Below are 26,884 nucleotides of genomic sequence, written 5' to 3'. Positions count from 1 at the left end.
GTCCTAACTGAAGCGGAGCAGGGTGGTGAGGTGTCCGGGGGTGCCGGAGCCGACGAGGGTGGTCGACGGCTCCTTGCGGCCGAAGCCCGCGGAGTACCAGCCGAGGGGTGGCTCGATCTCACCGCGGTGGGCCGTCCACGACAACTCGGGCGGCAGTTCCACGACCGCGGTGTGCACCGGGGCCACGGAACCGGTGGCGGCGCCCTGCCAGCGCAGGTGGGCCACGTTGTCCTCGAGCCGCGCGGTGATCGCCGGGCCGAGGTGGAACGCCAGGCGCGCGGCCGGGCGGGTGTCGCCGAGCACCTCGTCGACGATCTTCAGCACGTCGCCGTCGAGTTCGACCGTGCGGCGGTGGACCGCGGGTGCGTAGCCGTCGTGGGCCGCCGTCCAGCGGGAGGGCCCGCTCGCCGGGGTCTCGACGGACAGCACCTTCGTGACCGCGTGCCGCGTCCACAGGAACGGGCCGCCGGACACCGACTGGTCGGTCCCGCCGAGTTCGAGGGTGTTGTGGCCGAGCGTCGAGCGGAAGTACGACCGCCACCTCGGCTCGCCGTGGTAGCAGAAGGTGCCCGGGTCGGCGAGGACGTCGACGCCGTCGTGCCGCACCTCGACCGCCAGCGCGTCCGCGTGGGCGTGCGCGGCGATCGAGAGGAAGCCGTGCGGCCCGCCGTCGCAGCGGGCCCAGACGCGGCCCGACCGCAGGATCGTCATGCCCGCGTCCCGCAGGTGCGCGGGCCGCCGGCCGGGCCGGACACCCGAAGCGCGCGGTGTCCGGGAGACCAGCGAAGCCAGCAGTGGCGTGCGGACGTCGTCACCCGGCACCCGCGGCCACCACTCGAGGCGGCCGAACAGCGCCTCGCCGGTCGCCAGCAGCGACGCCCAGCGGTCGGTCTCGGTGCCGTCGACGATCAGGCCGAAGCCGTCGTCGGCGTCGCCCTGCCGCGGCGGGCGGAGCTTGTTGTCCACAATGGACGCGAGAGCGTCGGTCATCCGGAGCAGGACGTCCCACGTGGAGTCCGGCACCGGCGTGCCGGCCGCGTCGGCTTCCACCGCCGCCGCCAGGCCGAGCTCCAGGACGAGACCGTGGTACTCGGACGCCAGTTCGGCGTTGAGCCCGGAGGGGAAGGTGTTGCGGGCGAGCTGGACGTCCAGCGACCGCATCGCCTCGGTCCGCCAGCCCGCGGACTCCGGGAACCAGCCGAACGCGCAGGCGGCGGCGAGCAGGCCGGCGTCCTCGGCGATGACGTGGTTGTTGGCCGACGAGCCGTGGCTGCGCAGGTTCGCCAGCCAGTTCTGGTGGTGCCACAGCTGGAGGTGGAAGTCCGGGTTGTCCTCGAAGAGGTCGCCGACGCCGTCCCAGCCGTCGAGCAGGCGGCGCGTCCAGACCCACGACAGGAGCCGGATGCCCAGCTCGATGCCGCTGATCCAGTGCGGGCCGCGCAACGGCGGGTTTTCCGCCCACCACGAGCGCAGGTGCGCGGCCACGCGTTCGGCGTAGGCCGCGGACCCGGTCAGGGCGTAAGCCGCGGCCAGCAGGGTCAGGTGCTGGTGGCGCGACGGTTCCCAGATCTGCTTGATGTCGCCGACGGTGTCTTCCGAGCGGTAGGGCACGTCGAAGGCGTAGGGCTCGGCCGGCGCCCGGCGGCCGGTCTTGGGGTCGAGGAACCAGTCGGGCGCGTCCAGGTCCGAGCGGGTCACGCCGAAGTACTCGGCGCGCCCGGCCAGCAGCTCGTCGGCGGTGGCGAGCAGCCGCTTGACGGCCTCACCGGACACCTTGTCGAGCGCGCCGGCCGGGAGCACGGCGGTGAAGCGCGGATGCGCCGGCCAGTCCGGAGGGGTGGGCAGCGAGGTCCGCCACTGCCGCTGCACAAGGGCATGCCGAGCACGGCCGACGACCTCCGCCGGCCCCATCCGGGAAAGCCGGCGCAGGTACCAGCCGGGACCCATCATGGCCGGGCACCTGCCTTCGGCAGCACCGCCGGCCGGTTCAGCGCGGCGCTCGGTATGGACGGACGGGGCAGCTCCGGCCGGACCGGGACGACACCCGGTCCGCTCGAGCGGACCAGCGCCGCTGCGATGCTCGGAAGGCCCAGACCCGCCGGCCGCAGCAGCGCCGGCCGGACCGGGGCGGCACTCGGCCGGCTCGGTCGGACCAACGCCGGCCGGACCGGAACCGCGCTCGGCATGGCCGAGCGCGGCACCGTGCCCGATGCGAGGCCGCTCATGCCGGGGCACCCGCCTTGGTCGGCAGCTCGATCCGAACCGGGGCCGCGTTCGCGACGCTGGCCTGCGCGGCCAACGTCGCCAGCGTGGTCGCCGCCAGTGACGTCACCGAAATCGGCATCGGCCCGCCAGTCCGGACCGCCTCCAGGAACGCGTTGACCTCCGCGGCCTGCCCCTTGTCACGCCCCTTCGGGATCCGCGAACTCGCCCACTTCTTGCGCGAGTACACCGATGCGCGCACGAAGTCGTCGAACTTCAGGACCTTGCCGTCGGCCGTCAAGTCCAACGTTTCCTTCGGGAAGCCCGATGAGCCCGTCTCCGCGTACGTGATGACCGCCGTCGAGCCGTCCGGGTAGCCCAGCGTCACCTGGAGGTCGCCCGTTGCGAATACCGACACCGGGTCCGCGTCGAGGAGCCAGCTCACCGTGTCGATGAAGTGCCCGCCCTCGCCTGCGAAGCGCGAACCTTCCGAATCCGTCTGGTTGTACCAGCTGCCGTGGTCGAGCCGGCCCGCGTTGACCAGGTAGCGGACCGTCGCCGGGCCGACTCGGGGGCCGAACTGGCCGCGGGCCTCGTGCAGCAGCGGCGCGAACCGGCGGTTGAAGCCGACCTGCAAGCGGTCGTTGCCCGACTCCTCGATCGCGTCCAGGACCTTCTGCAGCTCCGCGGGCGACAACGCCAGCGGCTTCTCGACGAACACCGTCTTGCCCGCCAGCAACGCCTGGCGCGTCAGCTCCGCGTGCGAGCTGTGCCGCGTCACGACGAACACCGCGTCGATCGCCGAGTCGCCGAGGACGTCGTCGATGTCCGTGGACGCCGAAGCGAACCCGAACTTGCGCCGGGCGTTCGCGCCGGACAGCGCCGACGTCGTCGCGACGTGCTTGAGCTGCACGTCGTCGCGCTCGGTCAGGTGCGGCAGCAGCATCGACGACGCATAGTTGCCCGCCCCGATGAAGCCCAACCGCACCGGCTGGCCGGCCGGCAAGGCAGCCGCCGGCGACGACGTCACCCCGACCCGCGCGGACGTCACGACCGGCTCCGTCCGGGCGACCGCGTCCGGGTAGCGGAACAGCACCGCCACCGCCTTCAACGCGCCCTCGTTCAGCGACTGGTACGTCTCGACAGCAGAAGAGAAGTCCGAGACGTGCGTGATCAGCGGCTCGACGTCGAGCCGGTCACGCGCGATCAGGTCGAGGACGCACTCGAGGTTGCGGCGCTCGGTCCAGCGGACCTGCCCGATCGGGTAGTCACGCCCCTCCAGCTCGTACGACGGGTCGTAGCGGCCCGGCCCGTACGACCGCGAGAACCGGACGTCGAGTTCCTTCTCGTAGTAGGCGTTCCACGGCAGGTCGAGCTTGCACTTGCCGATGTCGATCACGCGGCCGCGGTCGCGCGACAGCTTCGCGGCCAGCTCGACCGGGTCGTTCGTGTTGCCGCCCGCGGCCAGGTACGTCTGGTCGACGCCCGCGCCGTGCGTCAGCTCCTCCACCGCGGTGTCGACGATGCCGGACGCCGGGTGCGCGCAGGTCAGCGCGCCGAGGCTCTCGGCGAGCTTGCACCGCTCGGGGTCCGGGTCGACACCGACCACGCGCACGCCGGACGACGCCAGCAGCTGGACGACCAGCTGGCCGATCAGGCCCAGCCCGATCACCAGGGCGACGTCGCCGATCTGCGGCTCACCGCGGCGGACGCCCTGCATCGCGATCGACCCGACCGTGCCGAACGCCGCGTGCCGCGGGTCGACGCCGTTCGGCACGCGCGAGTAGAGGTTCTTGGGCACCCAGTTCAGCTCGGAGTGCAGCGCGTGCTCGTTGCCCGCGCAGGCCACGAGGTCGCCGACCGCGACGTCGGTGATGCCGTCGCCGACCTGCTCGACGATGCCGCACAGCGAGTAGCCGAGCGGGGTGTAGGAGTCCAGCTTGGACGTGACCTTGCGGTAGGTCGCCGAGAGGCCGTTCGTAGCGACGCTCTGCATCACCTTCGCGACCTGGTCGGGCCGGGCCTTCGCCTTGCCCACCAGGGACATGCTGGCCTCGGACACCTTCATCATCTCGGTGCCGGTCGAGATCAGCGAGTACACCGTCCGCACCAGCACGCCACCCGGCTTGCAGGCGGGCTCGGGGACCTCGAGGAGCGCCAGTTCCCCGCTCTTGTAGTTCTGGACTACCTGCTTCACTTCGCTCCCGCTCCAGACATCGCGTTCCGGTACCAATACTCGAGGGTCAAGACGTGCCAGAGGTGCTTGCCGCGGTCTTCCTGACCCGCGGCGTCCTCGGCGACCATGCGCTGCAACGCTTCCCGCTGCAGAAGCCCGGAGGAAACGAGCACGCCTTCGTTGACGACTTCACGCACCAGCGGCGCCAGGTCGCGGCTCATCCACGCCCGCAGCGGCGCGCTGAACAGGCCCTTCGGCCGGTGCACGATCTCGCCGGGCAGGATGTTCTCGGCCGCTTTCTTCAGCGCCATCTTCCCGGCGCGGCCGACGATCTTCTCGTTCCCCGGGATCTTGAACGCCGCCCGCACGACCTCGACGTCGACGAACGGCGTCCGCACCTCGGTGGACGCCGCCATCGTCGAACGGTCCGTGTAGGTCAGGTTCAGTCCGGGCAGGAACATCCGCGAGTCGGCCAGGCACATGCGGTTGACGAAGTCGTCCAGCGCCTGGTCGTTGTACGTGTCCGCGTGCTCGGTCAGGACGTCGTCCACGGAAGAAGCCAGGTCCGGGTTGACTAGCGAAAGCAGCTCCTCGCGGTCGTACATCGTGTAGCTGCGCCGGAACGCCGTCTCCTCCGGCAGGCCCGCGAAGGACAGGAACCGCTTCGCGAACCGCACCGACCGGTACCCGCGCTTGGCCGACGCCACCGGCAGCCGGTCCACAATGGACTCCACCGGACGGCGGACCGCGCCCGGCACCTTGTGGTAGCGCAACGCGATCAGGTTCGCGAGGTGCTTGCGGTACCCGGCGAACAGCTCGTCGGCGCCCATCCCGGACAGCATCACCTTGACGCCGGCCTCGCGCGCGGCCGAGCAGATCAGGAACGAGTTGATCGCCGCCGGGTCGCCGATCGGCTCGTCGAGGTGGTAGGTCATCTTCGGCAGCAGGTCGAGCACCTGCGGCGCGATCTCGATCTCGTGCAGGTCGACGCCGAACTGCTGCGCGACGATCCGGGCGTACTTCAGGTCGTCCGGCATCGCCTCGAACTTGGCGTCCTCGGCGCGGAACCCGATGGTGTAAGCCGAAATCCCCGGCTGCGACCGCGCGGCCAGCGCCGTCAGGTAGCTGGAGTCCAGGCCGCCCGAGAGGAACGTCGCCACCGGGACGTCCGAGATGAGGTGCTTGGCGGTCGACTCCGCGATGACGGCGTGCAGGTCGACGTCGCCGTCGAAGGCCGCACCTTCCTCGGCGACCTCGCGCAGCGACCAGAAGCGGCCGCGGTCGACCTGGCCGTCCGGGCGGCAGCGCAGCCACGTGCCCGGCTGCAGCTTCTCCGCGCCTTCGTACGCGCACCGGCCGTCCGGCACCCAGTAGTAGAGCAGCGACGCGATCAGCGCCGCGTTGTCGACCCGTAGCGACCCGCCGAGCTCACCGGCGAGGGCCTTGAGCTCGGACGCGAAGGCGACCCCGCCGCCCCGCTGGACGAAGAACAGCGGCTTGATGCCCAGCTGGTCGCGGACCAGGAACAGCTCGCCGGTGCCCTCCTCGAACATGGCGAAGGCGAACATCCCGCGCAGCTTGGGCAGGCAGTCGGTGCCCCAGCGCCGCCACGCCTGCAGCAGCACCTCGGTGTCGGACGTGCCGCGGAAGCGGACGCCGGCCGCGGCCAGCTCGGCTCGCAGCTCGGGTGCGTTGTACAGCTCGCCGTTGTAGCTCAGCGCGAGGCCGTCGAGGACCATCGGCTGGGCGCCGGTCTCGGTCAGGTCGACGATCGAGAGCCGCCGGTGTCCCAAGTGGACAGAGCCGGCGCCGGCCGCGTGGTCGTAGCGGCCGGAGCCGTCCGGCCCGCGGTGGGCCAGCGTCTTGGTCAGCCGGTCGGTGAGCGGCCCGCCGTCCGGCCAGAGGTAGGTGCCTGCGATGCCGCACATCTCGAGCGGGTCCCCTTCATTCGCGGCGTGGGGGTCAGGAGACCTCCGCGCTCTTTTCTGACTCGAGCTCGGCGTTCAGTTCGCCTTTGTGCGCCGGTTCGCCGTGGTCGCGCTTGAACGGCGTCGGCCGCTTCGGCGGTTTGACCGGGGCGAACTTCTTCGTGGGTGCGTCCAGGTGGTCCGGCACGCTGACCTTCCCCGGCTCCGGCAAAGGTGGCTTGGCCGGCGGCGGGGCGACCGGCCGGACCGGCGCGATCCGCCGCGTCGGCGGCTCGACCACCGCGACGCGCTCGGCGATCCGGGCGGCCAGTTCGTCGATGCGGTCCTCGTTCTCGACGACCGAGACGCGGTGGACCGACGGCGCCGACTTCGCGCGGCCACGCAGGGCCGTGTGCAGGCCGTCCCACAGCGTTCCGTCGGACTTGTCGCGCGGGTCCGGGTCGACCAGCACCACGCCGACGATCGGGATCTGCTGGTCGGCGAGCTGCCGCGCCACCGTGTGCAGCCACAGCGTGTTCGCGAACCCGGCCTTGACGACCAGCACGGTCTCCTTGCCGAGGTGCTCCAGGTCGGTCCACGCCGTGCCCGGCGACACCGTGCCGACGCCGACCCGGCGCTCGTCCGGCCCGGCGGGCGGGTCGCCCGCGCCGACGACGGCGACCTCGCTCTTCGTCTCGGTGACGAGCTTGCGGACGTCCTCGTTCGGCAGGTCGTCGACGACGCTCGTGGAGCCGTCGAGCTCCTCTGCGATGTCGAGGGCGAGCGCGGCGGCGACCTTCGGCGCACCCAGCTCGAGCAGCGAAACCTGGGGCTTGTCCTTCTTGATGGCGCGCACCAGCGTCGTGGCGACGCGCTTGCGTTCGGACACCGCGCGGGAGCGCCGCCACAGCCGCGCCGGGCCGCGCGGCTTCGCCGGCAGCTGGGCGAGCACGGACGCGCCGAGGTGCGTGGAGATCTCGCGGCGCAGCACCGGCCGGTCGCGCGAGACCGCGCCGATGGCGGCGAACGCGAGCCCCAGCGCCAGGCCGAGCGCGAAGCCGATGCCCGCGTTGGTCGCGGTGGTCTTGAGGAACGCCTTGGGCAGCGCGCGCGGGGCGTCGACGATCTGGGTGCCCGCGGCGACCTGCGGGCTGCCGATGCCGGCCTGCTGGGCGCGGGAGTCGAAGTCGGAGACCTGCGACGCGAGCGCCGCGCGGCGGCCGTAGAGGCCTTCGAGGGTGCTGGCGTTGGCGTTGCGGCCCTTGCCGGTCTCGTCGGCGATCTGCTGGTCGACCTTGGTCAGCTCGTCCTGGGCGTTCTTCCGCTGGTCGAGGATGGCCTTGGACTGCGCGGCCGCGGCGGCCTGGCTGCGCTGGACGTGGTCGGCGATGAACACCTCCGCCAGCGCCTGCGCCTGCGCCACGGCCTCTTCGTTGCTCTTGGCCTTGACGGTGATCTGCATGACGTTGTTCGTCAGGCCCAGTCCGGCGTAGTTCTTCATGAACTCTTCGGCGGACTCGGTGCTGCCGAGCTTCTTCAGCGCGCCTTCGGCGATCTTGGTCGTCGAGAGCACGGCGACGTCGGTGCGCATCAGCGTGCCGCTGTCGGTCGGCGAGTCGTCCTGGTGGACGACGATCACCTTGGTGACGGCGGTCGGCGGCGCGGGCAGCACGACCGCCACCGCGGCGCCCGCGATCAGGCCGAGCAGGGCCGTGGCCAGCCACAACCGCTTGCGACGGCGGATGGCGACGAAGAGGCGCTGGAGATCGACCAGCGGCGCCGTTTCCGGGGAAGTGCTCACGCCGAACCTGCCAGGGCTTTCTCAGGGGCTTCCGCCGCGGGTTCGGGGTCCGCCGGCGCCGCGGGCCGGACGGGGTGGGTGAGGACGGCGCCGACGACCTCCTGGCCGGCGTCGGCGCAGGCCTCGGCGAGCCGGACGAGCTCCCACGCGGTGCGGGAGCCGGCGCTGAGCACGACCAGGACGCCCGAGTCGCGGGCGGCGTCCGGCACGGTCGGGCGCCCGGCGGTGAACTCGAAGATCCGCAGCGGCACGGACAGCCGGTCGGCCAGCTCGGCGAGCTGACCGGCGGCCAGCTTGCCGGTCTCGTCGTCGTCGGCCACCACCAGCAGGACGTCGGCGGGGCCGGTGGCCAGCCGGGCCAGCACGCGGCGGTAGCGGATGTCGCGGTTGACCTCGTCGGCCGACGTCGCGACCGGCGGGAGCACCCACGGCCGGTCGCTGCCGAGCAGCCGCCGCAGGGTGCCGAGGAGACCGCTCGCCGGGAGCCGGTCGCCCTGCGGCGTCGTGACGTCGACGCCGGCGAGGATCGGCGAGCCGAGCGCCGAGGCGATCTCCGGCTCGCCCCGCAGCCGCCGGTCGGCGCGGGCGGTGAAGAGGTGGCTGATCACGCCGGCGAGGAAGAACAGGATCGCGCCGCCGGCGACCAGCTGCACCAGCGTCGGCGCGGCCGGCCCGGTCGGGCGCTCGGACGGCCCGAGCACGACGGTGTTGCCGATGCCGGTCGCGAGGTCGGCCTGGTTGAGGTCGTTGATGGCCTGCTCCAGCGACGTCCGCAGGCCTTCGAGCTGCGTGCGGACCTGGACGCTCTCGACGGTCAGGTCGCCGCCGACGCTCTTGGCGATGTCGCTGATCTTCTCGGTGGTCAGCTTGACCTGGTTGCGCAGCGACTCGCGCTGCTCCTGGGCCAGCTGCACCGAGGCGTCCGCGGAGTTGCTGGCCAGCTGCGTCGAGTACTTGACGAACTGCTGCGCGACCTGGTCGGCGAGCTGCTGGGCGTGCTCGGCGGTGTCGGCCGAGACGGTGATCGCCACGACGTTGCCGTTCGCGACGGACGTGGTGACCTGCTTCTTCAGGTCGGCGCCGCTCGGGTGCCAGGCCAGCTGCGCGGCGGCGCGGTCGAGGACGACCGAGCTGGTCGCGACCTCGGCCTGCGTCAGCAGCTCGTCCGCCTGCCGCGGCCCTTGCAGCAGGACGCTCGAGGAGGTCTGGTAGCCGGGCGAGAGCAGCACCGAAGCGCCGGCGCCGACCGCCGCGCCCAGGACGGCGAGGGCGGCCAGCAGCCGCCATCGCCGTTTCAGAACCTGCCCGACCAGGGCCAGGCGCACCGTGTCGTCAGTCAACGGCGGTATCTCCATTCCTGAGCCGGGTACGCCGAACGGATCTCAGTTGATCGGCCGGTTACCCGAACCGTCGTCGGACCGGGAGCTTTGGTTACACGTCCGGTGACTTCTTGACCTAACGGCGATCAGGACTTCACAGCGTGCTCATATGCGGCGATGAGGTTCTTGGCCGAGTTCTCCCACGAGAGCGCGCCGGCGACCCGGGCCTGACCGAGCTTGCCCATGCGGACCCGCTCCTCCGGGTCGTCGAGCAGCTGCGAAACGAGCTTCGCGAACGCCGACTCGTCGTTCGCCGGGGCGTAGACCGCCGCGTCGCCGGCCGAAACGCGCGCTTCGCGCAGTTCGAACGAGACGATCGGCTTGCTCATCGCCATGTACTCCATGACCTTGTTCATCGTGGAGACGTCGTTGAGCGGGTTCAGCGGGTCCGGCGACAGGCAGACGTCGGCCGTCGACAGGTAGCGGACCAGGTCCTCGTCGGAGATCCGGCCGGTGAACTCGACCTGGTTGCTCAGCCCGAGCTTGGCCGAGAGGGCGACCATGTCGTCGAAGGCGTCGCCGGAGCCGACGAACACCGCGTGCCAGTCGGTGCGCCCGACCTCGTCACGCAGCTTCGCGAGCGCGCGCAACGCGTAGTCGACGCCGTCCTGCGGGCCCATCACGCCGAGGTAGGCGAGCATGAAGGGCTTGCCCTTCTTCAGCTCGGGCTCTACGGGCACCTCGTGGAACCGCTCGACGACCGGGGCGCTGCGCACCACGAAGACGTCCTCGGGCTTCTTGCCGCCGCGGATCCGGGCGACCTGCTTGTAGCTCTCGTTCGTCGAGATCACGACGTCGGCGGCGCGGTAGGTGGCGCGTTCGAGCGCGCACACCCCGCGGTAGAGCAGGTCCTGCCCGCGGTCGAACCGCGAAAGGTACAGCTCCGGGCACAGGTCGTGCTGGTCGAAGATGAACCGCGCGCCCTGCCGCTTCAGGTACTTCGCGACCAGGTACAGCAGGTCCGGCGGGTTGCAGGCGTGGACGACGTCGACCGGCCCGACCTTGCGCGCCAGCCGCAGCGTGTGCCACAGCGCGCTGCCGTACTCCTGCAGGTAGCCGGCGGGCCCGCCGGTCGCCGCCTTCAGCGGGTAGCGGTGGATGTGGACGCCGTCGACGACGGCTTCGGCCTCGGTGTCGCGCTTCGTGCCCTGCGGGCAGATCACGTGGACTTCCCACCCGGCGTCGCGCAGAGTCGTGGACTCCTGCCAGACCCGCCGGTCGAAGGGGACGGAAAGGTTTTCGACGAGGATGAGCGCTTTACCAGGCAAGGCCGGCATATCCCTCTTCAAGGCGACGCTCGGCGGCGTCGGGCAGGCGGACGAGGTCGACGATCTCCCGGTCGCCGCCGTGCGGCAGCGCCGCCAGCACGTCCGGGTCCTTGGTGCCGACGAGCAGGACGTCGGCGTGGTCCATGACTTCTTCGACGGACCCGGCGAGCAGCTGGCCGAGGTGCGGCAGGCGCCCCTCGATGTACTCGCGGTTGGCGCCCATCAGCCGCGAGAGGCTGACGTTGGCGTCGTAGATCTTGAGGTCGTAGCCCTTGCCGAGCAGCTTCTCGGCCAGCTCGACCAGCGGCGACTCGCGCAGGTCGTCGGTGCCCGGCTTGAAGGAGAGGCCGAACAGCCCGACCTTGCGCTTGCCGGTGCGCGCGACCAGGTCGAACGCGCGCTGCAGGTGGTCGGCGTTGGACGCGAGCACGTGCGACAGGATCGGCACGCTGACGTCGTTGCGGTGCGCGGCGTAGACCAGCCCGCGCAGGTCCTTCGGCAGGCACGAGCCGCCGAAGGCGAACCCGGGCTTGAGGTAGGCCGGGCTGATGTTGAGCTTGGTGTCGGCGAGGAAGACGTCGATCACCTGGTGCGAGTCGAGCCCGAGCGCCCGGCAGACCGCGCCGAGCTCGTTCGCGAACCCGATCTTCAGGCCGTGGAAGGAGTTGTCGGCGTACTTCGTCATCTCCGCGACCGGGATCGGCACGCGGAACACCGGGCCGGGCAGCCCCTCGTACAGCCCGGCGACGGCGTCCCCGCTGGCGGTGTCGATCTCGCCGATGACGGTCTTCGGCGGGTCGAAGAAGTCCCGGACGCTGGTGCCCTCGCGCAGGAACTCGGGGTTCACCGCGACGCCGAAGTCGACGCCGGCCGTGCGGCCCGAGGACTTCTCCAGGATCGGGATCAGCAGGTCCAGGCACGTCCCCGGCAGCATCGTGCTGCGGAAGACGACCGTGTGCCGCTCGCTCTTGTCCGCGATCGCCTCGCCGATCTCCTCGGCCACGCGCTCGAGGTAGACCGTCGAGAGGCTGCCGTTCGGCGCCGACGGCGTGCCGACGCAGACCAGCGAGATCTCGCTGTCGGCGACGGCTTCCGCGACGTCGGTCGTGGCTCTCAGCGCGCCGCTCGCGACGACTTCGGCGGTCAGCTCGCCGATCCGCTCCTCGACCACCGGGGCCTTGCCCTGGGTGATGAGGTCGATCTTGACCGGGTTGACGTCCACGCCGACCACCCGGTGCCCTTGCCCCGCCAGGCACGCGGCGGAGACACAACCCACGTAACCGAGCCCGAAGACACTGATCTTCACGCCAAAACCTCCGCTATTTCCGCGCGACCCTCAAGTTGGTCGGCGGCGCCCCCTGGATCGTTACCGGGAGGGCGGCGAACGGGGTAAAAGGTGAGAGGGCCGTCAGGCGTAACGGTTTTCGCGTAAAAATCGGATCTCGAATTGCAACTTGCCGTGGGTCGGCAACGCGGTCGGCGCGGTTGTCGTCAGCGGGTCCCGAGAAGCCGTTTCCGTTCCGGCGTGTAGGTCCACCACGGCCGCGGCGGCGCGCCGTCGGCTTGGTCGACGGCCGACATGAACGTGTCGAGCACGCAGGGGTCGTGCCGCACGCCGTCGAGCTCGCAGAGCCGTTCGTACAGCTCGACGGCGTCGCGCCCGGCCAGCTGCGCGGGCTCGGTGATGCCGAGGCGGGCGAAGTCGCGGACCATCGCGGGTCCGACGTTGGCGAGTTTCCGCAGTTCCTTGCTCATGCGCCCCAGCACAGCAGCCGGGGCCGATCCGCGTCTTGAACGGATCGGCCCCGGTTCGCGCGAGCGTCAGTTGTTGTTCACGAACGTGGTGGCGAGGCTCTCACCCTTGCTGGTCGCGGCCGAGTGGTTCTCGATCGGCGAAACGGTCGAGTTCTTGAAGCAGATGTACGTGACACCCGAGTCGGTGCCGCCGTTGGACGGGTCGGGGTTGATGCCGAGGTCCTTCGCCGTCGCGTACGAGGCTTCACCGATGATCTGCGACGGGCCGGTGTCGCCGATGACCGCGTACTCGACCTTGCCGTTGTAGATCACCGCGCAGGAGCCGCCGCCCTTCAGCTGCGACGAGCTGTACTTCCAGATGCTGCTCGAGCTCGGCACGACGATGTAGGGCAGCTTCGCGGCGTTGAGCGGCTTGCCGTCGGACTGGTGGAACGCCGTGTCGTCCTGGTAGCAGCAGTCGGTGTCCTCGTTGCACTGCGTGCTGCGCTGGCCGTCGCAGTCGATGTCCATGTCGGCCTTCCAGAAGACCGCGCCGTTCGCGTCGCAGACGGCGACCGTCTTGGCCGAGACGTCCTCGTCGGTCTTGTACTTGCCGTTGGAGATCTGCTTGCAGCTGTTCGTCTTCGCGAGCAGCTGGGCCGCGGTCGGGGCGGCCGCGGTCGTGGCGGGTGCGGCGGGGGCCGGCGCCGCGGACGCGAGGGCCGAAGGCATCACGGCCGCGGCGAGCGCCATGGTCGCGAGCAGGATCAGTTTCCGCATTCCTGGTGCTCCCTTTAGTTAGGAAACTTTCCTTACGGCGGCGAGGCGACCAGGATGCACCCGCGAAGTGGTCTGGACAAGAGGGTTCGGTGCGGGAATTTCCCATCATCCGGCCGGGCTTGACGAAAACGCTGCTCACCGGACGCGGGCGCGGAAAACCGGCTGTGCCGGTCACCGGGAAGCGGCCTGACTCAGCTCCGGCCGAACAGCCGGCCCGCCCAGCTCCCCCGCCGGCGGCCGGCCGCGAGCACGCCGTCGAGCGACTCGCCGTCGAGGTCGTGGTGCAGCTCGGTGCGCGCCTGCAGCCAGCCGTCGCGGCTCGCCGCGCCGCCGCCGCTGGTGTACACGCGCGTCGCGCCCGCCTGCCGCAACCGCGTCAGCACGCGGCGGTCGTAGGCGCCGAACGGCAGCGAGTACCGCCGGACCGGGTGGCCGCACAGGTCGCCGAGGAGCTTCGGGGCCTCGGTCAGCTCGCGGCTCGCCTGGCGGTCGTCGAGCCGGCGCCAGTCACGCGGCTCCCAGCCGTGCGAGCCGATCTCCATGCCGGCCCGCGTGAGCGCGCGCAGGCCGTCGCGGTCGAGGTAGCCGCGTTGCCCGAGGCGGCCGGCGAGCGGGAAGAACTCCGCCGTCAGGCCGTGGTCGACGAGCCGCGGCAGCGCGATCTCGACGTCGGACTCGTTGCCGTCGTCGAACGTCAGGTGGACGTCGTCGCGTTCGGCGACCGCCTCGAGCACCTGCTCGAACTGCTCGACCGTCACCCAGCGCTCGTCCTCGCCGGGGTCGAGCTGCCGGGCCGGCCGGCCGATCCCGTGCAGCGCGAGGTTCACCGCCACCACTCCCACCGCCTGCCACCGCGAGTAGTCGATTTGTTACTTCGATTAATCGCGGTGGCAAACGGGTGAGTTACACGTTTTTGCCGTTATTTAGCCTTTGCGGATTTCGAGCGTGCAGCACTTCGGGCCGCCACCGGCTTTCCGCAGCTCAGAGATGTCAACGTAGACAGGTTCGTACCCCCTATCCGCCAGAAGTTCACCCAATCGGGTGGCCTCGACGGGGAGCACGACATTGCGGCCGTCGGACACGCCGTTGAGGCCGAAGCACTCGGCGTCTTCACGCGTCGCGAGCACGGCGTCCGGGAACAACCGCTGCAGCACGCGGCGAGAGCCGGCCGAGAACGCCTCCGGGTAGTAGACGATCTGGGCGCGCGTGGCGTCCGTCGCCTCGGCGAGGACGAACAACGCCGTGTCGAGGTGGTAGTAGCGCGGGTCGACCAGGTGCAGCGAGACGACCGGGACGCCGAGGACCTCCTGGGCCTCGGCGTGCGCGGCGGGGTCGGTGCGGAAGCCGGTGCCGGCGAGCAGCAGCGCGCCCGTCCAGGCGAAGTCGCCTTCGGCCTCGTTGATCTTCTCCGGCATGGTGATGTCGCGGTAGCCGTGCTCGACGAACCAGCGGCGGAAGTGCTCGGCCTCGGCGGCCCGCTGCGGCGCGCGGAAGCGCGAGCCGAGCACGCGGCCGTCGACGACGGTGCCGGAGTTGGCGGCGAAGACCATGTCGGGCAGCCCGGGCTGGGCGTCGATCTCCTCGACGGTGTGGCCGAGGCGGCGGTAGGTGTCACGCAGCTCGGTCCACTGCGCGACGGCTTTGTCGGCGCTGACCGGCTGGGTCGGGTCCATCCAGGGGTTGATCACGTAGTCCACCGCGAAGTGGCGTGGGGGACACATGAGGTATCGACGGGTGGTCGGTACGCGCATCTCCTGCATGATTGCAGGGTAAGGGGCACCTAATATCGCAATCAATCGCTGTTCGCTGCGCATATCTGTGCTAAGTGTTGCGTGTGAACACCATCGACCAGCGAATCGTTTCGTGTCTCGTGGCGAACGCGCGATCAAGCTACGCGGAGATCGGCAAGGTGGTCGGCCTGTCCGCACCGGCGGTCAAGCGGCGGGTCGACCGGCTGCTGGAAACGGGCATCCTGCGGGGCTTCACGGCGGTGGTCGACCCGGAGGCGCTGGGGTGGGGCACGGAGGCGTTCGTCGAGGTCACGTGCCAGGGCAACATCACGCCGGCCCGGATCCGGGCCCGCCTGGAACCGTTGCCCGAAGTGGTCGCGGCGTACACGGTGTCGGGCGCGGCGGACGCGATCGTCCACCTCCGGGCGGCGGACATCCACCACCTGGAGACGGCGCTGGAGCGGCTGCGGGGGTTGGAGATCGTGGACCGGACGGTGTCGACGGTCGTGTTGTCGCGGCTGCTGGAACGGCCGCCCACGCCGGAGGGATGATGCCTCCGGCCCCCGGGTTCCAGCTTATCGGCGGGGTCCGACGGTTCCGGGTCGCTGCGCGGCGGGTGCCCGCGGCGATCCACAGGCCCGGCAGGTTGTGGAACGACGGCGGCCGCGAGCCGCCGAGCGGGCCGGACCGTCTGCCCCCGGCGATACGCTGGTGACCGGGGGCCGGAGGCGCCCTCAGCCCGCCAGCGCCCGCAGGACCAGCGGTGCCTCGTCCGGGTGCAGCCGCAGCTCCGTCCCACCCGCCGCGTGGAACGTCACCGCCTGGCGGTCCACCGCCTGCATCGTCAGCTCCCCCGGCTCGAACGCCACCGGCGCGCCGCCCGGGACCCGCCACGTCGCCGGCCCCTCGCCCACCGCGATCCAGCCGCGCTGCTCACGGCCGGACGTCAGCTCCTCGGACCGCAGCACGCACGGCACCGACACCCGCAACCCCCGCGCGAAAGCCGCGGCCCGAGCCCGCCGGCGGCGGCCGCCGAACAGCTCCGACATGTCGATCATCGTCAGCAGGTTGCCGACCAGCACCACCAGCAGTTCCCCCATACCCCACTAATACCCTGACCCGATGACCGACAGCATCGTCAGCGAGCACGCCGACGGCATCGCGCTGCTGACCGTCGACGCCCCCGGCAGCCGCAACGCGCTCACCCTGGAGCTCTCCGCCCAGCTCGCCGCCGCCGTCGACGCCGCGGAACGGGACGAGACCGTGCACGCCGTCGTCGTCACCGGGACGCCGCCCGCCTTCTGCGCCGGTGCCGACCTCTCCGCGCTCGGCCGGGCCGACGAGGCCGGCCTGCGCGCCATCTACGAAGGCTTCCTCGCCGTCGCGCGGTGCGGCCTGCCCACCATCGCCGCCATCAACGGGGCCGCCGTCGGGGCCGGGCTCAACCTCGCCCTGGCCGCCGACGTCCGGCTGGCCGGGCCGCGCGCGAAGTTCGTCGCCCGGTTCCTCGAGCTCGGGCTGCACCCCGGCGGCGGCATGACGTGGATGACGCAGCGGCTGGCCGGCCCGCAGGTGGCCGCCGCGATGACGTTGTTCGGCCGGCCGCTCGACGCCGAAGCGGCCGTGCGCGCCGGGCTCGCACTGAGCATCGAGAACGACGTCGTCGCGGCCGCGAAGGAACTCGCCGCAGCCGCCGTCGCCGCGCCGCGCGCGGCCCTGCTCGCCACCAAGCGCAGCCTCCGGACGACCGCCTCGCTGGGTGCCCACGAAGACGCCGTCGACGTCGAGATCCAGCCGCAGCTCGCGTCGCTGGCTTCACCGGAATTCGCCGAGCGGCTGGCGGCCATCCGGGCCCGGATCCGGTCGCAACCCTGATCCCAGCAGGTGGACCCCTCACTCCGAGACCCGCATCACAACGAAGACTGGGGTCTACCCGTTACCATCGGTCACAGGTATTTGTCGGACCAGCACAGAAGAACCGTCAGCGCAGTAATGAGGTCGATCCGAACCTCGGGAGTCCGGGAACATCGATGCCGAGCGCGAGCTAACCTCGTGGTAGGGCCTGGTGATCCGCCTGTCACGACACCGGGCAGGCGACCGATGGCCGCAACGTCGGGAGAGAGGGAATCCCTGACCCATGAGCACGAGTGCGAACGGCAACGGCGCTGGTCACGGCTCACTCGCCGCGACCAGGCCGACCGAGGTCAGCAAGCTGGACCGGGTCGTCATCCGGTTCGCCGGCGACTCGGGTGACGGCATGCAGCTGACCGGCGACCGCTTCACGTCCGAAGCCGCGGCGTTCGGCAACGACCTGTCGACGATGCCGAACTTCCCCGCCGAGATCCGTGCGCCGCAGGGCACCATTCCCGGCGTCTCGAGCTTCCAAGTGCACTTCGCCGACTACGACATCCTGACCCCCGGCGACCGCCCGGACGTGCTGGTGGCGATGAACCCGGCCGCCCTCAAGGCGAACCTGGGCGACGTCCCGCAGGGCGGGACGATCATCCTGAACACCGACGACTTCATCAAGCGGAACCTGACCAAGGTCGGCTACGCGACCGACCCGCTCGACGACGACACGCTCGCGGCCTACCAGGTCCACCGGGTCGCCATGTCGACGCTGACCCAGGGCGCGCTCGCCGACACCGGCCTCGGCAAAAAGGACGCCGAGCGCTGCAAGAACATGTTCGCCCTCGGCCTGCTGTCGTGGATGTACCACCGGCCCACCGAGGGCACCGAGCAGTTCTTGCGCGAGAAGTTCGCCAAGAAGCCGGACATCGCCGAGGCCAACATCCTGGCCTTCCGGGCCGGCTGGAACTACGGCGAGACCACCGAGTCGTTCGCGACCACGTTCCAGGTCGCCCCGGCCAAGCTGGCCCAGGGCACCTACCGGCAGATCACCGGCAACACCGCGCTCGCCTACGGGATCGTGGCCGCCGGGCAGCGCTCCGGCCTGCAGATCCTGCTCGGCACGTACCCGATCACGCCGGCGTCGGACATCCTCCACGAGCTGTCCAAGCACAAGAACTTCGGCATCATCACCTTCCAGGCCGAGGACGAGATCGCCGGCATCGGCGCCGCCCTGGGCGCGTCCTACGGCGGCGCGCTCGGCGTCACCTCGACGTCCGGCCCGGGTGTCGCGCTGAAGTCCGAAGCCGTCGGCCTCGGCGTGATGGTCGAGCTGCCGCTGGTCGTCATCGACGTCCAGCGCGGCGGCCCGTCGACCGGCCTGCCGACCAAGACCGAGCAGGCCGACCTGCTGCAGGCGATGTTCGGCCGCAACGGCGAGTCGCCGGTCCCGATCGTCGCGCCGCTGTCCCCCGCGGACTGCTTCGACGCGGCCGTCGAGGCCACCCGGATCGCGCTGAAGTACCGCACCCCGGTGTTGCTGCTGTCGGACGGCGCGATCGCCAACGGCTCCGAGCCGTGGCTGATCCCGGACGTCGAGACGCTGCCCGACCTGCACGTCGAGTTCGCTTCCGAGCCGAACGCCGACAACGACTCGGGCGAGTTCTGGCCGTACGTGCGCGACCCCGAGACGCTCGCTCGCGCGTGGGCGATCCCGGGCACGCCGGGCCTGCAGCACCGCATCGGCGGGCTGGAGAAGGCCGACAAGACCGGCCACATCTCCTACGACCCGGCCAACCACGAAAAGATGGTCCGGCTGCGCCAGGCGAAGGTCGACGGCATCGACGTCCCGAACGTCGTGGTCGACGACCCGTCCGGCGGCAAGGCGCGCGTGCTGGCCCTGGGCTGGGGGTCCTCCTACGGCCCGATCGGGGCCGCGTGCCGCCGGGTGCGCAAGCTCGGCCTGCCGATCGCGCAGGCGCACCTGCGGCACCTCAACCCGCTGCCCGCCAACCTCGGCGACATCCTGCGCAGCTACGACAAGGTCGTGGTGCCGGAGATGAACCTGGGTCAGCTCGCGCTGCTGCTGCGGGCGAAGTACTTGGTGGACGTGCACAGCCACACCAAGGTCGCGGGCATGGCGTTCAAGGCCGAAGAGCTGCAGGACCTGTTCTCGGAGATCATCACCGGCGTTGCTACGGGGGCGAAATGACCGCAATCGACATCGGGCTTCCCACTCTCGGTGGCCTGGACCTTGTGCCCACCACCGAAGAGCCGCAGAAGGCCAAGGACTACAAGTCCGACCAGGAAGTCCGCTGGTGCCCGGGCTGCGGAGACTACGTCGTGCTGAACGCGGTGCAGTCGTTCTTGCCGACGCTCGGCCTCAAGCGCGAGAACATCGTCTTCATCTCGGGCATCGGCTGCTCGTCGCGCTTCCCGTACTACCTGAACACCTACGGCATGCACTCGATCCACGGCCGCGCGCCGTCGATCGCGACCGGCCTGGCCACCACGCGCGAGGACCTGTCGGTGTGGGTCGTCACCGGTGACGGCGACGCGCTGTCCATCGGCGGCAACCACCTGATCCACGCGCTGCGCCGCAACGTGAACATCAAAATCCTGCTGTTCAACAACCGGATCTACGGCCTCACCAAGGGTCAGTACTCGCCGACGTCGGGCCAGGGCATGGTCACCAAGTCGACGCCGATGGGTTCGGTGGACACACCGTTCAACCCGCTGTCGCTGGCGATCGGCGCCGAGGCGTCGTTCGTGGGCCGCGCGATGGACTCCGACCGCAAGGGCCTCACCGAGGTCCTGCAGGCCGCGGCCGCGCACCGCGGGTCGGCGCTGGTGGAGATCTACCAGAACTGCCCGATCTTCAACGACGGCGCGTTCGACGTCCTCAAGGACGCCGACGAGGCCGCCGCCCGGCTGATCCCGCTGCGCGCCGGCGAGCCGATCCGCTTCGGCCCGAACCAGGAGTTCGGCGTCAAGCGGAGCGACTGGGGCGGCCTGGACGTCGCGAAGGTCGCCGACATCGGCGAGGACAACCTGGTGGTGCACGACCCGTCGATCGTCGACACGTCGTACGCGTTCGCGTTGTCGCGCCTCGGCGACCAGAACCTCAACCACGTCCCGACGGGCATCCTCCGCCAGGTCGAGCGCCCGACGTACGACGACGGCGCCCGCGCCCAGGTCGAGCAGGCCCGCGCGGCCCGCACGCCGGACCTGCAGGCCCTGCTGCGCGGCAAGGACACCTGGACGGTCGCGTAGTTCCCAGCTGCCCGAAGGCCGCCACGCTCCGCGCGTAGCGGCCTTCGGCGTTTCGGGGGCTTGCCTGATTGGGACACGTGTCCTAAGTTTTGGGTCATGCGACCTTTCGTGTTCTTCGACGTCCGGACGTCCGATGTGGACGGCACCAAGCGGTTCTTCGGCGAGCTCCTCGGCTGGGAGTCGTCCGGTGCGCTGCTCACCGACGGCGGCGCGCCCTGGGCTGGCCTGACCGAGCTGGGGGCCGACGACGACCGCGCGCCGCAATGGCTGCCCTACGCGCCCGTGTCCGATGTGGACGCCGCGGCGGCGAAAGCCGTGGAGCTGGGCGGAAAGGTGGTGCGCGAACGCACCGACCTGCCCGTCGGCTCACTGGTGGTCGTCACCGATCCCGGTGGCGCGGCCATCGTCCTGTTCCAGGCTGCCTGACGTCAGCTGAGCGGGCGGAACCCGACCCGCTCGGCGTCCTCGGCGGTCCGGAACCACACTTCGGCCACCATCTTCGGGAACTGCGCCGATTCCTCGGTGCAGTACCGCAACGCCGTCACGCTGGCCTTGACCTCGAACGCGTCGCTCGGCCGGCCGCCACCGGGCCGCGGCATCGCCGAGCCGGGGCCGAACGGGCCGGGCGGCACCGCGTCGCCGGCCGCCTGCCGCGCGGGCGGCGGCTCCGGCGCCGCCGCGACGGCCACCTGGTTCGGCTGCACCGACGGCTCGAACAGCGAGCCGCTGTGGGCGCCGGCCAGGTCGGTCTCGCGCCGTTCGACCGTGCGCATCGACGGCTGGATCGGCTGCGGCGTCTCGAACCCGCCGCGCAGGGCCTCGCGCGGCTGCCGCTTGGGCAGCACCTGCGTCGCCTCGGCCGGGGTCTCCGGCGGCACGTCCAGCTCGCCGTTCGCCGCGTCGTCGCCGCCGAACGCGTACTGCGGCGCCTCTTCGGCGTCGTCTTCGTGGTCTTCTTCGCCGCCGACCGAGAGGTAGCGCGTGCGCTGCATCGGCTCCTCGAACGCCGACCGCTCCGACGGGAGGTCGTCGTCGAACCAGTCCGGCGCCTGCTGGGGCGCCTCGTCCGCCGGGGTCTGGAACAGCGAACCGGCGGCGGGCTCCGGGTCGAGCTGCTGCTCGAGCCGCGAAAGCGCCGGCGTCGCGGGCTCGAGCTCGTCCTCCGGCGTCAGGTACTCGGTCGCGGCGGCGCGGTACGGGTCCTCGGCCTCCGGCGGCGCGACCGAAGGCATGATCTGGGTCTCCGACGCCTGGTAGGAAGCGTCTTCCTCGGGTTCCGGCTCCGGCCGGAAGGCCTCGTCGGGGTCGTGCGTCCCCGGCGGTACCTGGGAGTCCAGCTCGGCGAAGTCCGCGTCGATGTCGTCGTGGACGTCGTCGCGGTTGAACGGCGCGGCGGCGACCAGCGTGCCGGGGTAGGAGGTCTCCTCGCGCGCCGGCACCGGCTCGGGCCGCGGCTCCGGCCGGGTGAACACCTCGGTGCCCGGCGCGGCGAGCCCGGCGGCGTTCGCGGGCGTGCGCGCGGCGTCGGCGTGGGCCTGCGCCAGCGAACTCTCCAGCTTGCGCACGCTCTTGCGGAGCGGCAGCACCAGCACCAGCCAGGTGAGCAGCACCCCGACGAAGAACGCCGCGAGACTCCACAGCCAAACTTGTCCGAAAATGGACATCTCTTTCCTGCCCCTGTTTAGTGCGTGCGCGCGACCAGGTAGTCGGCGACCGACTCGCACGCGTCCCGGGCGGGTGACGCCGGCAGCGCGCTGAGCTCGGCTCGCGCGCGCTGAGCGTAGTCGGAAAGGGTGACGCGTGCTCGTTCGAGTCCGCTACTGGCCCGCAGCAGCTCGAGCGCCTCGCGGACGAGGTCGTCGTCGGCGATCGGGCCGGACAGCAGCTCGGTGAGCCGCGGGTCGGTGCCCGGGTCGGCCAGCGCGTACAGCATCGGCAGCGTCCGGACACCTTCGCGCAGGTCGGTGCCCTGCGCCTTGCCGAGCTCGTCGGACGGCGAGGCGATGTCGATGATGTCGTCGGAGATCTGGAACGCGGCACCGATGATGTCGCCGAACCGGCGCAGCGCCTGGATGTGCTCCTCGGCGGCGCCGGACATCATGCCGCCGAAGCGGCCGGAGGTGGCGATCAGCGAGCCGGTCTTCTGCCCGATCACGGTCAGGTAGTGCGCGACGGCGTCGTCACCCGGTCCGGGGCCGACGGTCTCGCGCATCTGGCCGGTGACCAGCTCACCGAAGGTCTCGGCGATGATCCGCGCGGCGTCCGTGCCGAGGTCGGCGACCAGGCGCGAGGCGTGCGCGAAGAGGAAGTCGCCGGTGAGGATGGCGATGGTGTTGTCCCAGCGCGCGTTGACGCTGGCGGCGCCGCGGCGCATGTCGGCCTCGTCCATGACGTCGTCGTGGTAGAGCGTGGCGAGGTGCACCAGCTCGACCGCGGCGGCGGCGATCACGACGTGGTCGTCCTGCTTCGGCCCGAACTGCGCGGACAGCAGCGTGAAGAGGGGACGAAAACGTTTGCCCCCCGCCTCGACCAGGTGCAACGCGGCGTCGTTGACGGCCTGCACGTCGCTGCGGACGACCTCGCGCAGCAGCTTCTCGACGTCGGCCAGCCCGGACGCGATCGAGCGCAGCAGGGTCTCGTCGGCGATCTGCAGGCCAACCGACGCGCGCAGGTCCTCGAGGGCGCCACCCGGCGCAGCGGGGAGGGATCCCGCCCCGGGGGCTGGGGAAGGCACAGACACGTCGGCTCCGCTCTACTCGTGCACCGGTCGGGTTATGCCTTGAGCGTAGTGGCTACCCCGCGCGGTCGTTTACCCGCTGTCCAGCGGAAACGGTGATGAACACGACACCCCGCCCGGCGTCACCGACGGGTGGTTCGCGATCCACGAAGGGGTGATCAGCGTTTTCGGGCGCAACGGACGTCTCCGGCGGGCGGATATTTCCGTACAGGGAGATGACTCTAGGAGGACTCGGAATGCGCAACACGATCGCGGGGCGGGCCGGGCTCGCCGGAACACTGCTGGTAGCCGGGCTCTGCGCCGGCGTGGCACCGGCCCAGGCCGCCCCGCAGCCGGGGGTGGCGAACATCGGCTCGGCGGACTTCACGAAGGCGGGCGCTCAGATCAAGGTGCCCACCCAGGGCAAGTGTTCGGTGGACGGCCCGACGAGCGCGACGGCCCAGGTGGTGGCGAAGACGGGCATCACGTTCGGCGGCGGAACGTCGTCCTGCACGACAACGGTGACGGACCCGAACACGGACGCGACGACAACGACGTCGACGGCAACGGGCAAGAACTTCGAGCTGTCGGCGTTGGTGAGCGCGGGCGGCCCCCGCGTCAAGCTGTCGACGTTCACGGTGAAGTGCGTGGCCACCCAGACGCAGACGAACGCGAACTGGGGTTATGGAGGGATGTCGGGCATCCCGAACCCGCCGAGCCCGGTGCCGGTGGGGTACGTGTCGCCGATCAAGAAGTCGAACGGAACGGTGCTGGCGAACGCGGTGTTCAACATCCAGAACCTGCCGGGCGACGGAAGCATCGGGTTGACGATGCTGCGGATCGATTTCCTGCCGGCGTCGGGGGTGAGTGGCCAGGTGGTGCTGGGTCACACGTCCTGTTCACCGACCCCGTAGGGGCTTCGGGGGCCGCGGCCGGGGAGGTCGGACCGCGGCCCCCGTTGGTCGGCTTTTGGGGTTGGGAACTTTGATAGCGTGTTGGCCGTCGGATACGCAGGGTGTTGGGGATGGAGCACACTGCGAGCTAGGGGAGAGCTGATGACGACGGGACCGGTTTACGACCCGAACGGAACACGGCGGGCGCCTTTGCGGCCAGTTTCGCGGCCGGCGGGGTCTTATGGGGATGGGTCGGGCGCTGGGGCTGGGTTCCAGTACGACGAGGCCACGCTGCACGAGCTGGTCAGGGAGTGGCAGGAGCTTGCAGACGAATTCCGTGCGGACTTCGCTCAGGCCGAGGCGCTCGTCCGCGCGAAGGGCCCCGGTCTCGAGTACGCGAGCGGAAACAACGCCGAGCTGATTCGAGCTTCTGGAAAGTCCCTGTCCAGCACGCTGCAGGAGCGAGCTCGGTATTGCGAATCCATGGTGGCGAAGTACGTCGCCGCCTTGGGAAAGTACGCAGCGGCAGAAGAAGCTCACGTCACCGAGATCGGCAACACCACGAAAGGCACTCTCTAGTGCGTCGCATCCTCGCGTTGAGTTGCATCGGGCTCATGTCGCTCGTCGCTTGCTCGCCTCAGACGTCCGGCAAGGCATCCCCGGTGAACACTCCGAGTTCCACCGGAGGACCCGGCACCGAGCAGCAGGTACCAGGGTCGGGTGTCCCGAAGGTGGATACACCGATCGACACGAGCCGATTCGAATCGGCACCTTGCTCCGCTCTGACCGATGCGCAGGTCACCGAGTTGTTCGGCGGCCAATCCACGGCCAAGCCCGAGCTACAGGCGCCTGCCGGCCCGACGTGCGGCTGGACACCGGCAGACCTGACAGGCGCCAACATCAACGTGATCTTTTCGACGGTCGATCGGCTCGGCTTGACCAGCGTCTACCAGGCGAAGGGCACTACCTACAAGCTATTCGAGGTGTTGGCGCCCATCGCCGGCCATCCTGCCGTCGCTTATGGGACTTCAGACTTTCGCGCTACTGGCGTTTGCTCGATCGCCGTGGGTACCAGCGATCGCAGCACTGTCGACATCACGGTCACTCAATCCCGCGGAAACGTCGGCAAAAGCGACCCCTGTGTAGCCGCCCAAACCGTCGGTTCGAAGGTACTCGCCACGCTGCTGGAAGGAAGCTGATGGTTACCGAAGGCCCTTTGACTGCAGCCCAGATCTACGAACAGATCACCGGTGGTGAAGGCACCGATTCCTTGTCAGACGCTGAAGTCAGCGCCAGGAATCTGACCAGTCGGATGGTTGAGCGGGCTCAGCGGATCAGTGCCCTCCGGACCAAGACTCTCTCCGGGTGGCAAGGCGGCGCTGGGGAGGCTGCTGCTGATGCCACGCTTCCCCTTGTTCGAGCCGCTGCTGATGATGCTGTTCATCTCAAGACCGCTCAGACCGCTGTTGGCTCTCAAATGGATGCCTTCGGGACCGCCAAGAACTCCGTCAAGGCCGTTGCCCCTGCGCCGCCGCAGATCACCGCTCGGGACATTCTTCACATCTTCACCGGGGAAGGCGCTGGCTCCTACGCCACCAAAGTTGCCGGCTGGCAGGCCGATAGCCAAGCCAACATCGAAGCCTTCGGCGCCTACCACTCCGCCAGCACCACCAATGGCGTGCAGATGCCCGCCCAGTATGCCCAGCTTGCCGACTCTGGTGCCCCTGTCTCCATGACCGCTCCCCGGGACAGCACGCCGAGTAAGACCGCTGGGCCTACCGATACCGGTGAGTGGGCCAGGAACCCCAAGCAGCCGGTCGTTCCCTCTCAGCAGAACCGGCAGACCGTCCAACCTGGACAACGACCGGGGCAGGACCAGTACACGAACCAAACTCAGAACCAGTTCCACAACCAGGTCCACCAGCCTGGCACCGACAACACTCACGCCAACAGCTACGTCCCCAAGCCCGTCATGCCTCCCGCCGCTGCTCAGGGTGGGTACCAGTTCGGGCCCACTGGGCAGCCCGTCAGCAACCTTGGGGACGACTACTCCTTCGGGCCCGGCGGCGGTGGCTACACCGGAGGATTCGGCAACGACGGCTACGGAAGCAACACCGGCTACCGGCCACGCACGGGAACAGCACCCGGAACCGGAACAACGCCCGGCACAGGACGAGGAACAGTCCCCGGCACGGGACCAGGAACGCCAGGCCCACGCGGCACCGGGACAAACCCGGGAACCGGCCAACGCGGCCCAGGCGCCAACACCGGCGCCCGGCTTCCAGATGAACGGCTCAACAGTGGCCCGACCCGCGGTGCCACGGGGGCGCGTGGTGCCAACGGCATCCCCATGGGCGGCGCGATGGGCGGAGGACGTGGCAAGGAAGAAGACCGCGAGAAGAAAAAGGCCCCCTACCTCCAAAACCCCGACCCTGACGAAACCTTCGGCGGCTTCATCGAAAAGCCGATGCCGCCGGTGATCGGGGAAAAGAAATAACCGATGGCCGACCTCTCGCTCACCACCCTGCTCACCGCCATGCGCGACGTCGGCTGCGGTGACCCTCACCCCGTTCTCGCCGGCGGGCTCAGGTACGTCCCTCCCTCGGCGAAAACGCGAGTCGACCGCGTGGCCTTCGAAGAGCTCAGCGAATACGGCTTCACCCAAGGCGACGGCTTCACCCCTGAATTCGAAGACGTCCTCCAACGAATCGATAACCCAAAGTTCTACGCCTACGCACGCGACGAAACCGGCCAAATCGGCGTCCTCGCGACAACCGGGGTGACCGTCGTCTGCCGAGGTGATCGCGTCACACTCGAGAGCCACGACGCCCATCCCGCCGACGCCCTCGTGGCCAACCTGCCCCCGTACCGCCCCGCGAAGATCAAGCCCTTCACCCTGTCCCAAGAGGACTTCAAAGGGCCCCAAATAGTCAGTGACGTCTTCGACGACGCCCCCGCGCGCAGCCGGGAAGCGCAGGAACTCGACGCTTTCTTCCAGCAAGCACACCAAGGCCTGGGGCAGCTCTACGGTGACGACCACACCGTCAGCTACCTCGACCTCGACGAAGGACGTGTCGGGATCGCACTTCAAAACGGCTACATCAGCGTCGTGCCCGGGGAAAAAGCACAACTCAGCCAGAAACTGAAAGCCGCCACTCCCCAATAAAAGGGAGTGGC

24 protein-coding genes are annotated in these 26,884 nt (G+C 70.2%); 10 read left to right on the top strand and 14 right to left on the bottom strand.

Annotated features, from left to right (window positions below; all coding sequences use genetic code 11):
• Nucleotides 1–3 precede the first annotated feature (3 nt).
• The 11 genes from BLV96_RS24650 to ddaH form a co-directional block, all read right to left on the bottom strand.
• Nucleotides 4–1,950: a heparinase II/III family protein gene (locus tag BLV96_RS24650; RefSeq protein WP_086676058.1), complete on the bottom strand. Its 1,947-nt coding sequence runs from the start codon at nt 1,948–1,950 to the stop codon at nt 4–6.
• A 271-nt stretch (nt 1,951–2,221) separates the two neighbouring features.
• A complete protein-coding gene (locus BLV96_RS24640) occupies nt 2,222–4,399 on the bottom strand; it encodes a bi-domain-containing oxidoreductase (RefSeq protein WP_086676055.1) in 2,178 nt (725 codons plus the stop codon).
• The gene (gene asnB, locus BLV96_RS24635; protein ID WP_086676053.1) at nt 4,396–6,306 is read right to left on the bottom strand and encodes an asparagine synthase (glutamine-hydrolyzing); all 1,911 of its coding nucleotides are present in this window, start codon (nt 6,304–6,306) and stop codon (nt 4,396–4,398) included. Before asnB ends, BLV96_RS24640 begins: the two co-directional genes overlap by 4 nt.
• A 34-nt stretch (nt 6,307–6,340) precedes the next feature.
• Entirely contained in the window at nt 6,341–8,086 is a 1,746-nt protein-coding gene (locus tag BLV96_RS24630) for a Wzz/FepE/Etk N-terminal domain-containing protein (RefSeq protein WP_086676051.1), read from the bottom strand.
• Nucleotides 8,083–9,441 carry a GumC domain-containing protein gene (locus tag BLV96_RS24625; protein WP_167379719.1) on the bottom strand — a complete coding sequence of 453 codons (1,359 nt, stop codon included), beginning with the start codon at nt 9,439–9,441 and terminating at the stop codon, nt 8,083–8,085. The genes BLV96_RS24630 and BLV96_RS24625 overlap by 4 nt, the downstream gene beginning before the upstream one ends.
• 110 nt (nt 9,442–9,551) lie before the next feature.
• Nucleotides 9,552–10,742: a glycosyltransferase family 4 protein gene (locus BLV96_RS24620; protein ID WP_086676048.1), complete on the bottom strand. Its 1,191-nt coding sequence runs from the start codon at nt 10,740–10,742 to the stop codon at nt 9,552–9,554.
• On the bottom strand, nt 10,723–12,039 hold the full coding sequence (locus BLV96_RS24615) for a nucleotide sugar dehydrogenase (RefSeq protein ID WP_086676047.1): 1,317 nt from the start codon (nt 12,037–12,039) through the stop codon (nt 10,723–10,725). The genes BLV96_RS24620 and BLV96_RS24615 overlap by 20 nt, the downstream gene beginning before the upstream one ends.
• 185 nt (nt 12,040–12,224) lie before the next feature.
• Entirely contained in the window at nt 12,225–12,488 is a 264-nt protein-coding gene (locus tag BLV96_RS24610) for a helix-hairpin-helix domain-containing protein (RefSeq protein WP_086676046.1), read from the bottom strand.
• Between the two features lie 66 nt (nt 12,489–12,554).
• Entirely contained in the window at nt 12,555–13,247 is a 693-nt protein-coding gene (locus BLV96_RS24605) for a glycoside hydrolase family 75 protein (protein WP_086676045.1), read from the bottom strand.
• Nucleotides 13,248–13,438: 191 nt separating this feature from the next.
• A complete protein-coding gene (locus BLV96_RS24600; protein WP_086676044.1) occupies nt 13,439–14,089 on the bottom strand; it encodes a polysaccharide deacetylase family protein in 651 nt (216 codons plus the stop codon).
• An 81-nt stretch (nt 14,090–14,170) separates the two neighbouring features.
• Nucleotides 14,171–15,007, bottom strand: coding sequence for a dimethylargininase (gene ddaH / locus BLV96_RS24595; RefSeq protein WP_086676043.1), 837 nt, complete (start codon nt 15,005–15,007; stop codon nt 14,171–14,173).
• A gap of 74 nt (nt 15,008–15,081) precedes the next feature.
• Here ddaH and BLV96_RS24590 point away from each other — a divergent pair, with 74 nt between their 5' ends.
• Nucleotides 15,082–15,528 carry an Lrp/AsnC family transcriptional regulator gene (locus BLV96_RS24590; RefSeq protein WP_086676042.1) on the top strand — a complete coding sequence of 149 codons (447 nt, stop codon included), beginning with the start codon at nt 15,082–15,084 and terminating at the stop codon, nt 15,526–15,528.
• Nucleotides 15,529–15,711: 183 nt separating this feature from the next.
• Here BLV96_RS24590 and BLV96_RS24585 read toward each other — a convergent pair whose 3' ends face one another.
• On the bottom strand, nt 15,712–16,077 hold the full coding sequence (locus BLV96_RS24585; RefSeq protein WP_086676041.1) for a hypothetical protein: 366 nt from the start codon (nt 16,075–16,077) through the stop codon (nt 15,712–15,714).
• Between the two features lie 22 nt (nt 16,078–16,099).
• On the opposite strand from BLV96_RS24585, the gene BLV96_RS24580 reads away from it, so the two are divergent.
• The 4 genes from BLV96_RS24580 (at nt 16,100) to BLV96_RS24565 (ending at nt 20,524) form a co-directional block, all read left to right on the top strand.
• The gene (locus BLV96_RS24580; protein ID WP_091389497.1) at nt 16,100–16,852 is read left to right on the top strand and encodes an enoyl-CoA hydratase; all 753 of its coding nucleotides are present in this window, start codon (nt 16,100–16,102) and stop codon (nt 16,850–16,852) included.
• A gap of 262 nt (nt 16,853–17,114) precedes the next feature.
• Entirely contained in the window at nt 17,115–19,037 is a 1,923-nt protein-coding gene (locus BLV96_RS24575; RefSeq protein ID WP_086678340.1) for a 2-oxoacid:acceptor oxidoreductase subunit alpha, read from the top strand.
• A complete protein-coding gene (locus BLV96_RS24570; RefSeq protein WP_086678341.1) occupies nt 19,034–20,098 on the top strand; it encodes a 2-oxoacid:ferredoxin oxidoreductase subunit beta in 1,065 nt (354 codons plus the stop codon). Before BLV96_RS24575 ends, BLV96_RS24570 begins: the two co-directional genes overlap by 4 nt.
• 96 nt (nt 20,099–20,194) lie before the next feature.
• Nucleotides 20,195–20,524 carry a VOC family protein gene (locus BLV96_RS24565; RefSeq protein WP_244180434.1) on the top strand — a complete coding sequence of 110 codons (330 nt, stop codon included), beginning with the start codon at nt 20,195–20,197 and terminating at the stop codon, nt 20,522–20,524.
• Nucleotides 20,525–20,526: 2 nt separating this feature from the next.
• Here BLV96_RS24565 and BLV96_RS24560 read toward each other — a convergent pair whose 3' ends face one another.
• Both BLV96_RS24560 and BLV96_RS24555 read right to left on the bottom strand, forming a co-directional pair.
• Nucleotides 20,527–21,762, bottom strand: a complete 1,236-nt coding sequence (locus tag BLV96_RS24560) for a sunset domain-containing protein (protein ID WP_086678342.1) — start codon at nt 21,760–21,762, stop codon at nt 20,527–20,529.
• A 17-nt stretch (nt 21,763–21,779) separates the two neighbouring features.
• Nucleotides 21,780–22,832, bottom strand: coding sequence for a polyprenyl synthetase family protein (locus tag BLV96_RS24555; protein ID WP_086678343.1), 1,053 nt, complete (start codon nt 22,830–22,832; stop codon nt 21,780–21,782).
• Between the two features lie 239 nt (nt 22,833–23,071).
• On the opposite strand from BLV96_RS24555, the gene BLV96_RS49975 reads away from it, so the two are divergent.
• From BLV96_RS49975 to BLV96_RS24530, 5 genes are all read left to right on the top strand, one after another.
• Nucleotides 23,072–23,728: a hypothetical protein gene (locus BLV96_RS49975; protein ID WP_167379718.1), complete on the top strand. Its 657-nt coding sequence runs from the start codon at nt 23,072–23,074 to the stop codon at nt 23,726–23,728.
• A 141-nt stretch (nt 23,729–23,869) separates the two neighbouring features.
• Nucleotides 23,870–24,286, top strand: a complete 417-nt coding sequence (locus BLV96_RS24545; RefSeq protein WP_086678344.1) for a hypothetical protein — start codon at nt 23,870–23,872, stop codon at nt 24,284–24,286.
• Between the two features lie 35 nt (nt 24,287–24,321).
• Nucleotides 24,322–24,906 (top strand): DUF3558 domain-containing protein, encoded by a 585-nt coding sequence (locus BLV96_RS24540; RefSeq protein WP_086678354.1) that lies wholly within the window; start codon nt 24,322–24,324, stop codon nt 24,904–24,906.
• Complete coding sequence (locus BLV96_RS24535) at nt 24,906–26,204, top strand: hypothetical protein (RefSeq protein ID WP_086678345.1); 1,299 nt, start codon at nt 24,906–24,908, stop codon at nt 26,202–26,204. The genes BLV96_RS24540 and BLV96_RS24535 overlap by 1 nt, the downstream gene beginning before the upstream one ends.
• 3 nt (nt 26,205–26,207) lie before the next feature.
• Nucleotides 26,208–26,873, top strand: a complete 666-nt coding sequence (locus tag BLV96_RS24530) for an ESX secretion-associated protein EspG (RefSeq protein WP_086678346.1) — start codon at nt 26,208–26,210, stop codon at nt 26,871–26,873.
• Nucleotides 26,874–26,884: the final 11 nt, after the last annotated feature.

Origin of the sequence: Amycolatopsis pretoriensis (assembly GCF_900107925.1) — a bacterium.
Taxonomy (GTDB): domain Bacteria; phylum Actinomycetota; class Actinomycetes; order Mycobacteriales; family Pseudonocardiaceae; genus Amycolatopsis; species Amycolatopsis pretoriensis.
Note: the sequence above shows the minus strand (reverse complement) of the source record. Positions and strands in the feature narration are given on the sequence as shown.

What these genes read in the sequence shown, in the direction of transcription:
- BLV96_RS24570 (WP_086678341.1), top strand. Translation starts at nt 19,034, where the DNA reads ATGACCGCAATCGACATCGGGCTTCCCACTCTCGGTGGCCTGGACCTT.
- BLV96_RS24605 (WP_086676045.1), bottom strand. Translation starts at nt 13,247, where the DNA reads ATGCGGAAACTGATCCTGCTCGCGACCATGGCGCTCGCCGCGGCCGTG.
- BLV96_RS24560 (WP_086678342.1), bottom strand. Translation starts at nt 21,762, where the DNA reads ATGTCCATTTTCGGACAAGTTTGGCTGTGGAGTCTCGCGGCGTTCTTC.
- BLV96_RS24565 (WP_244180434.1), top strand. Translation starts at nt 20,195, where the DNA reads ATGCGACCTTTCGTGTTCTTCGACGTCCGGACGTCCGATGTGGACGGC.
- ddaH (WP_086676043.1), bottom strand. Translation starts at nt 15,007, where the DNA reads ATGCAGGAGATGCGCGTACCGACCACCCGTCGATACCTCATGTGTCCC.
- BLV96_RS24585 (WP_086676041.1), bottom strand. Translation starts at nt 16,077, where the DNA reads ATGGGGGAACTGCTGGTGGTGCTGGTCGGCAACCTGCTGACGATGATC.
- asnB (WP_086676053.1), bottom strand. Translation starts at nt 6,306, where the DNA reads ATGTGCGGCATCGCAGGCACCTACCTCTGGCCGGACGGCGGGCCGCTC.
- BLV96_RS24545 (WP_086678344.1), top strand. Translation starts at nt 23,870, where the DNA reads ATGACGACGGGACCGGTTTACGACCCGAACGGAACACGGCGGGCGCCT.
- BLV96_RS24620 (WP_086676048.1), bottom strand. Translation starts at nt 10,742, where the DNA reads ATGCCGGCCTTGCCTGGTAAAGCGCTCATCCTCGTCGAAAACCTTTCC.
- BLV96_RS49975 (WP_167379718.1), top strand. Translation starts at nt 23,072, where the DNA reads ATGCGCAACACGATCGCGGGGCGGGCCGGGCTCGCCGGAACACTGCTG.
- BLV96_RS24535 (WP_086678345.1), top strand. Translation starts at nt 24,906, where the DNA reads ATGGTTACCGAAGGCCCTTTGACTGCAGCCCAGATCTACGAACAGATC.
- BLV96_RS24580 (WP_091389497.1), top strand. Translation starts at nt 16,100, where the DNA reads ATGACCGACAGCATCGTCAGCGAGCACGCCGACGGCATCGCGCTGCTG.
- BLV96_RS24610 (WP_086676046.1), bottom strand. Translation starts at nt 12,488, where the DNA reads ATGAGCAAGGAACTGCGGAAACTCGCCAACGTCGGACCCGCGATGGTC.
- BLV96_RS24530 (WP_086678346.1), top strand. Translation starts at nt 26,208, where the DNA reads ATGGCCGACCTCTCGCTCACCACCCTGCTCACCGCCATGCGCGACGTC.
- BLV96_RS24625 (WP_167379719.1), bottom strand. Translation starts at nt 9,441, where the DNA reads ATGGAGATACCGCCGTTGACTGACGACACGGTGCGCCTGGCCCTGGTC.
- BLV96_RS24575 (WP_086678340.1), top strand. Translation starts at nt 17,115, where the DNA reads ATGAGCACGAGTGCGAACGGCAACGGCGCTGGTCACGGCTCACTCGCC.
- BLV96_RS24540 (WP_086678354.1), top strand. Translation starts at nt 24,322, where the DNA reads ATGTCGCTCGTCGCTTGCTCGCCTCAGACGTCCGGCAAGGCATCCCCG.
- BLV96_RS24650 (WP_086676058.1), bottom strand. Translation starts at nt 1,950, where the DNA reads ATGATGGGTCCCGGCTGGTACCTGCGCCGGCTTTCCCGGATGGGGCCG.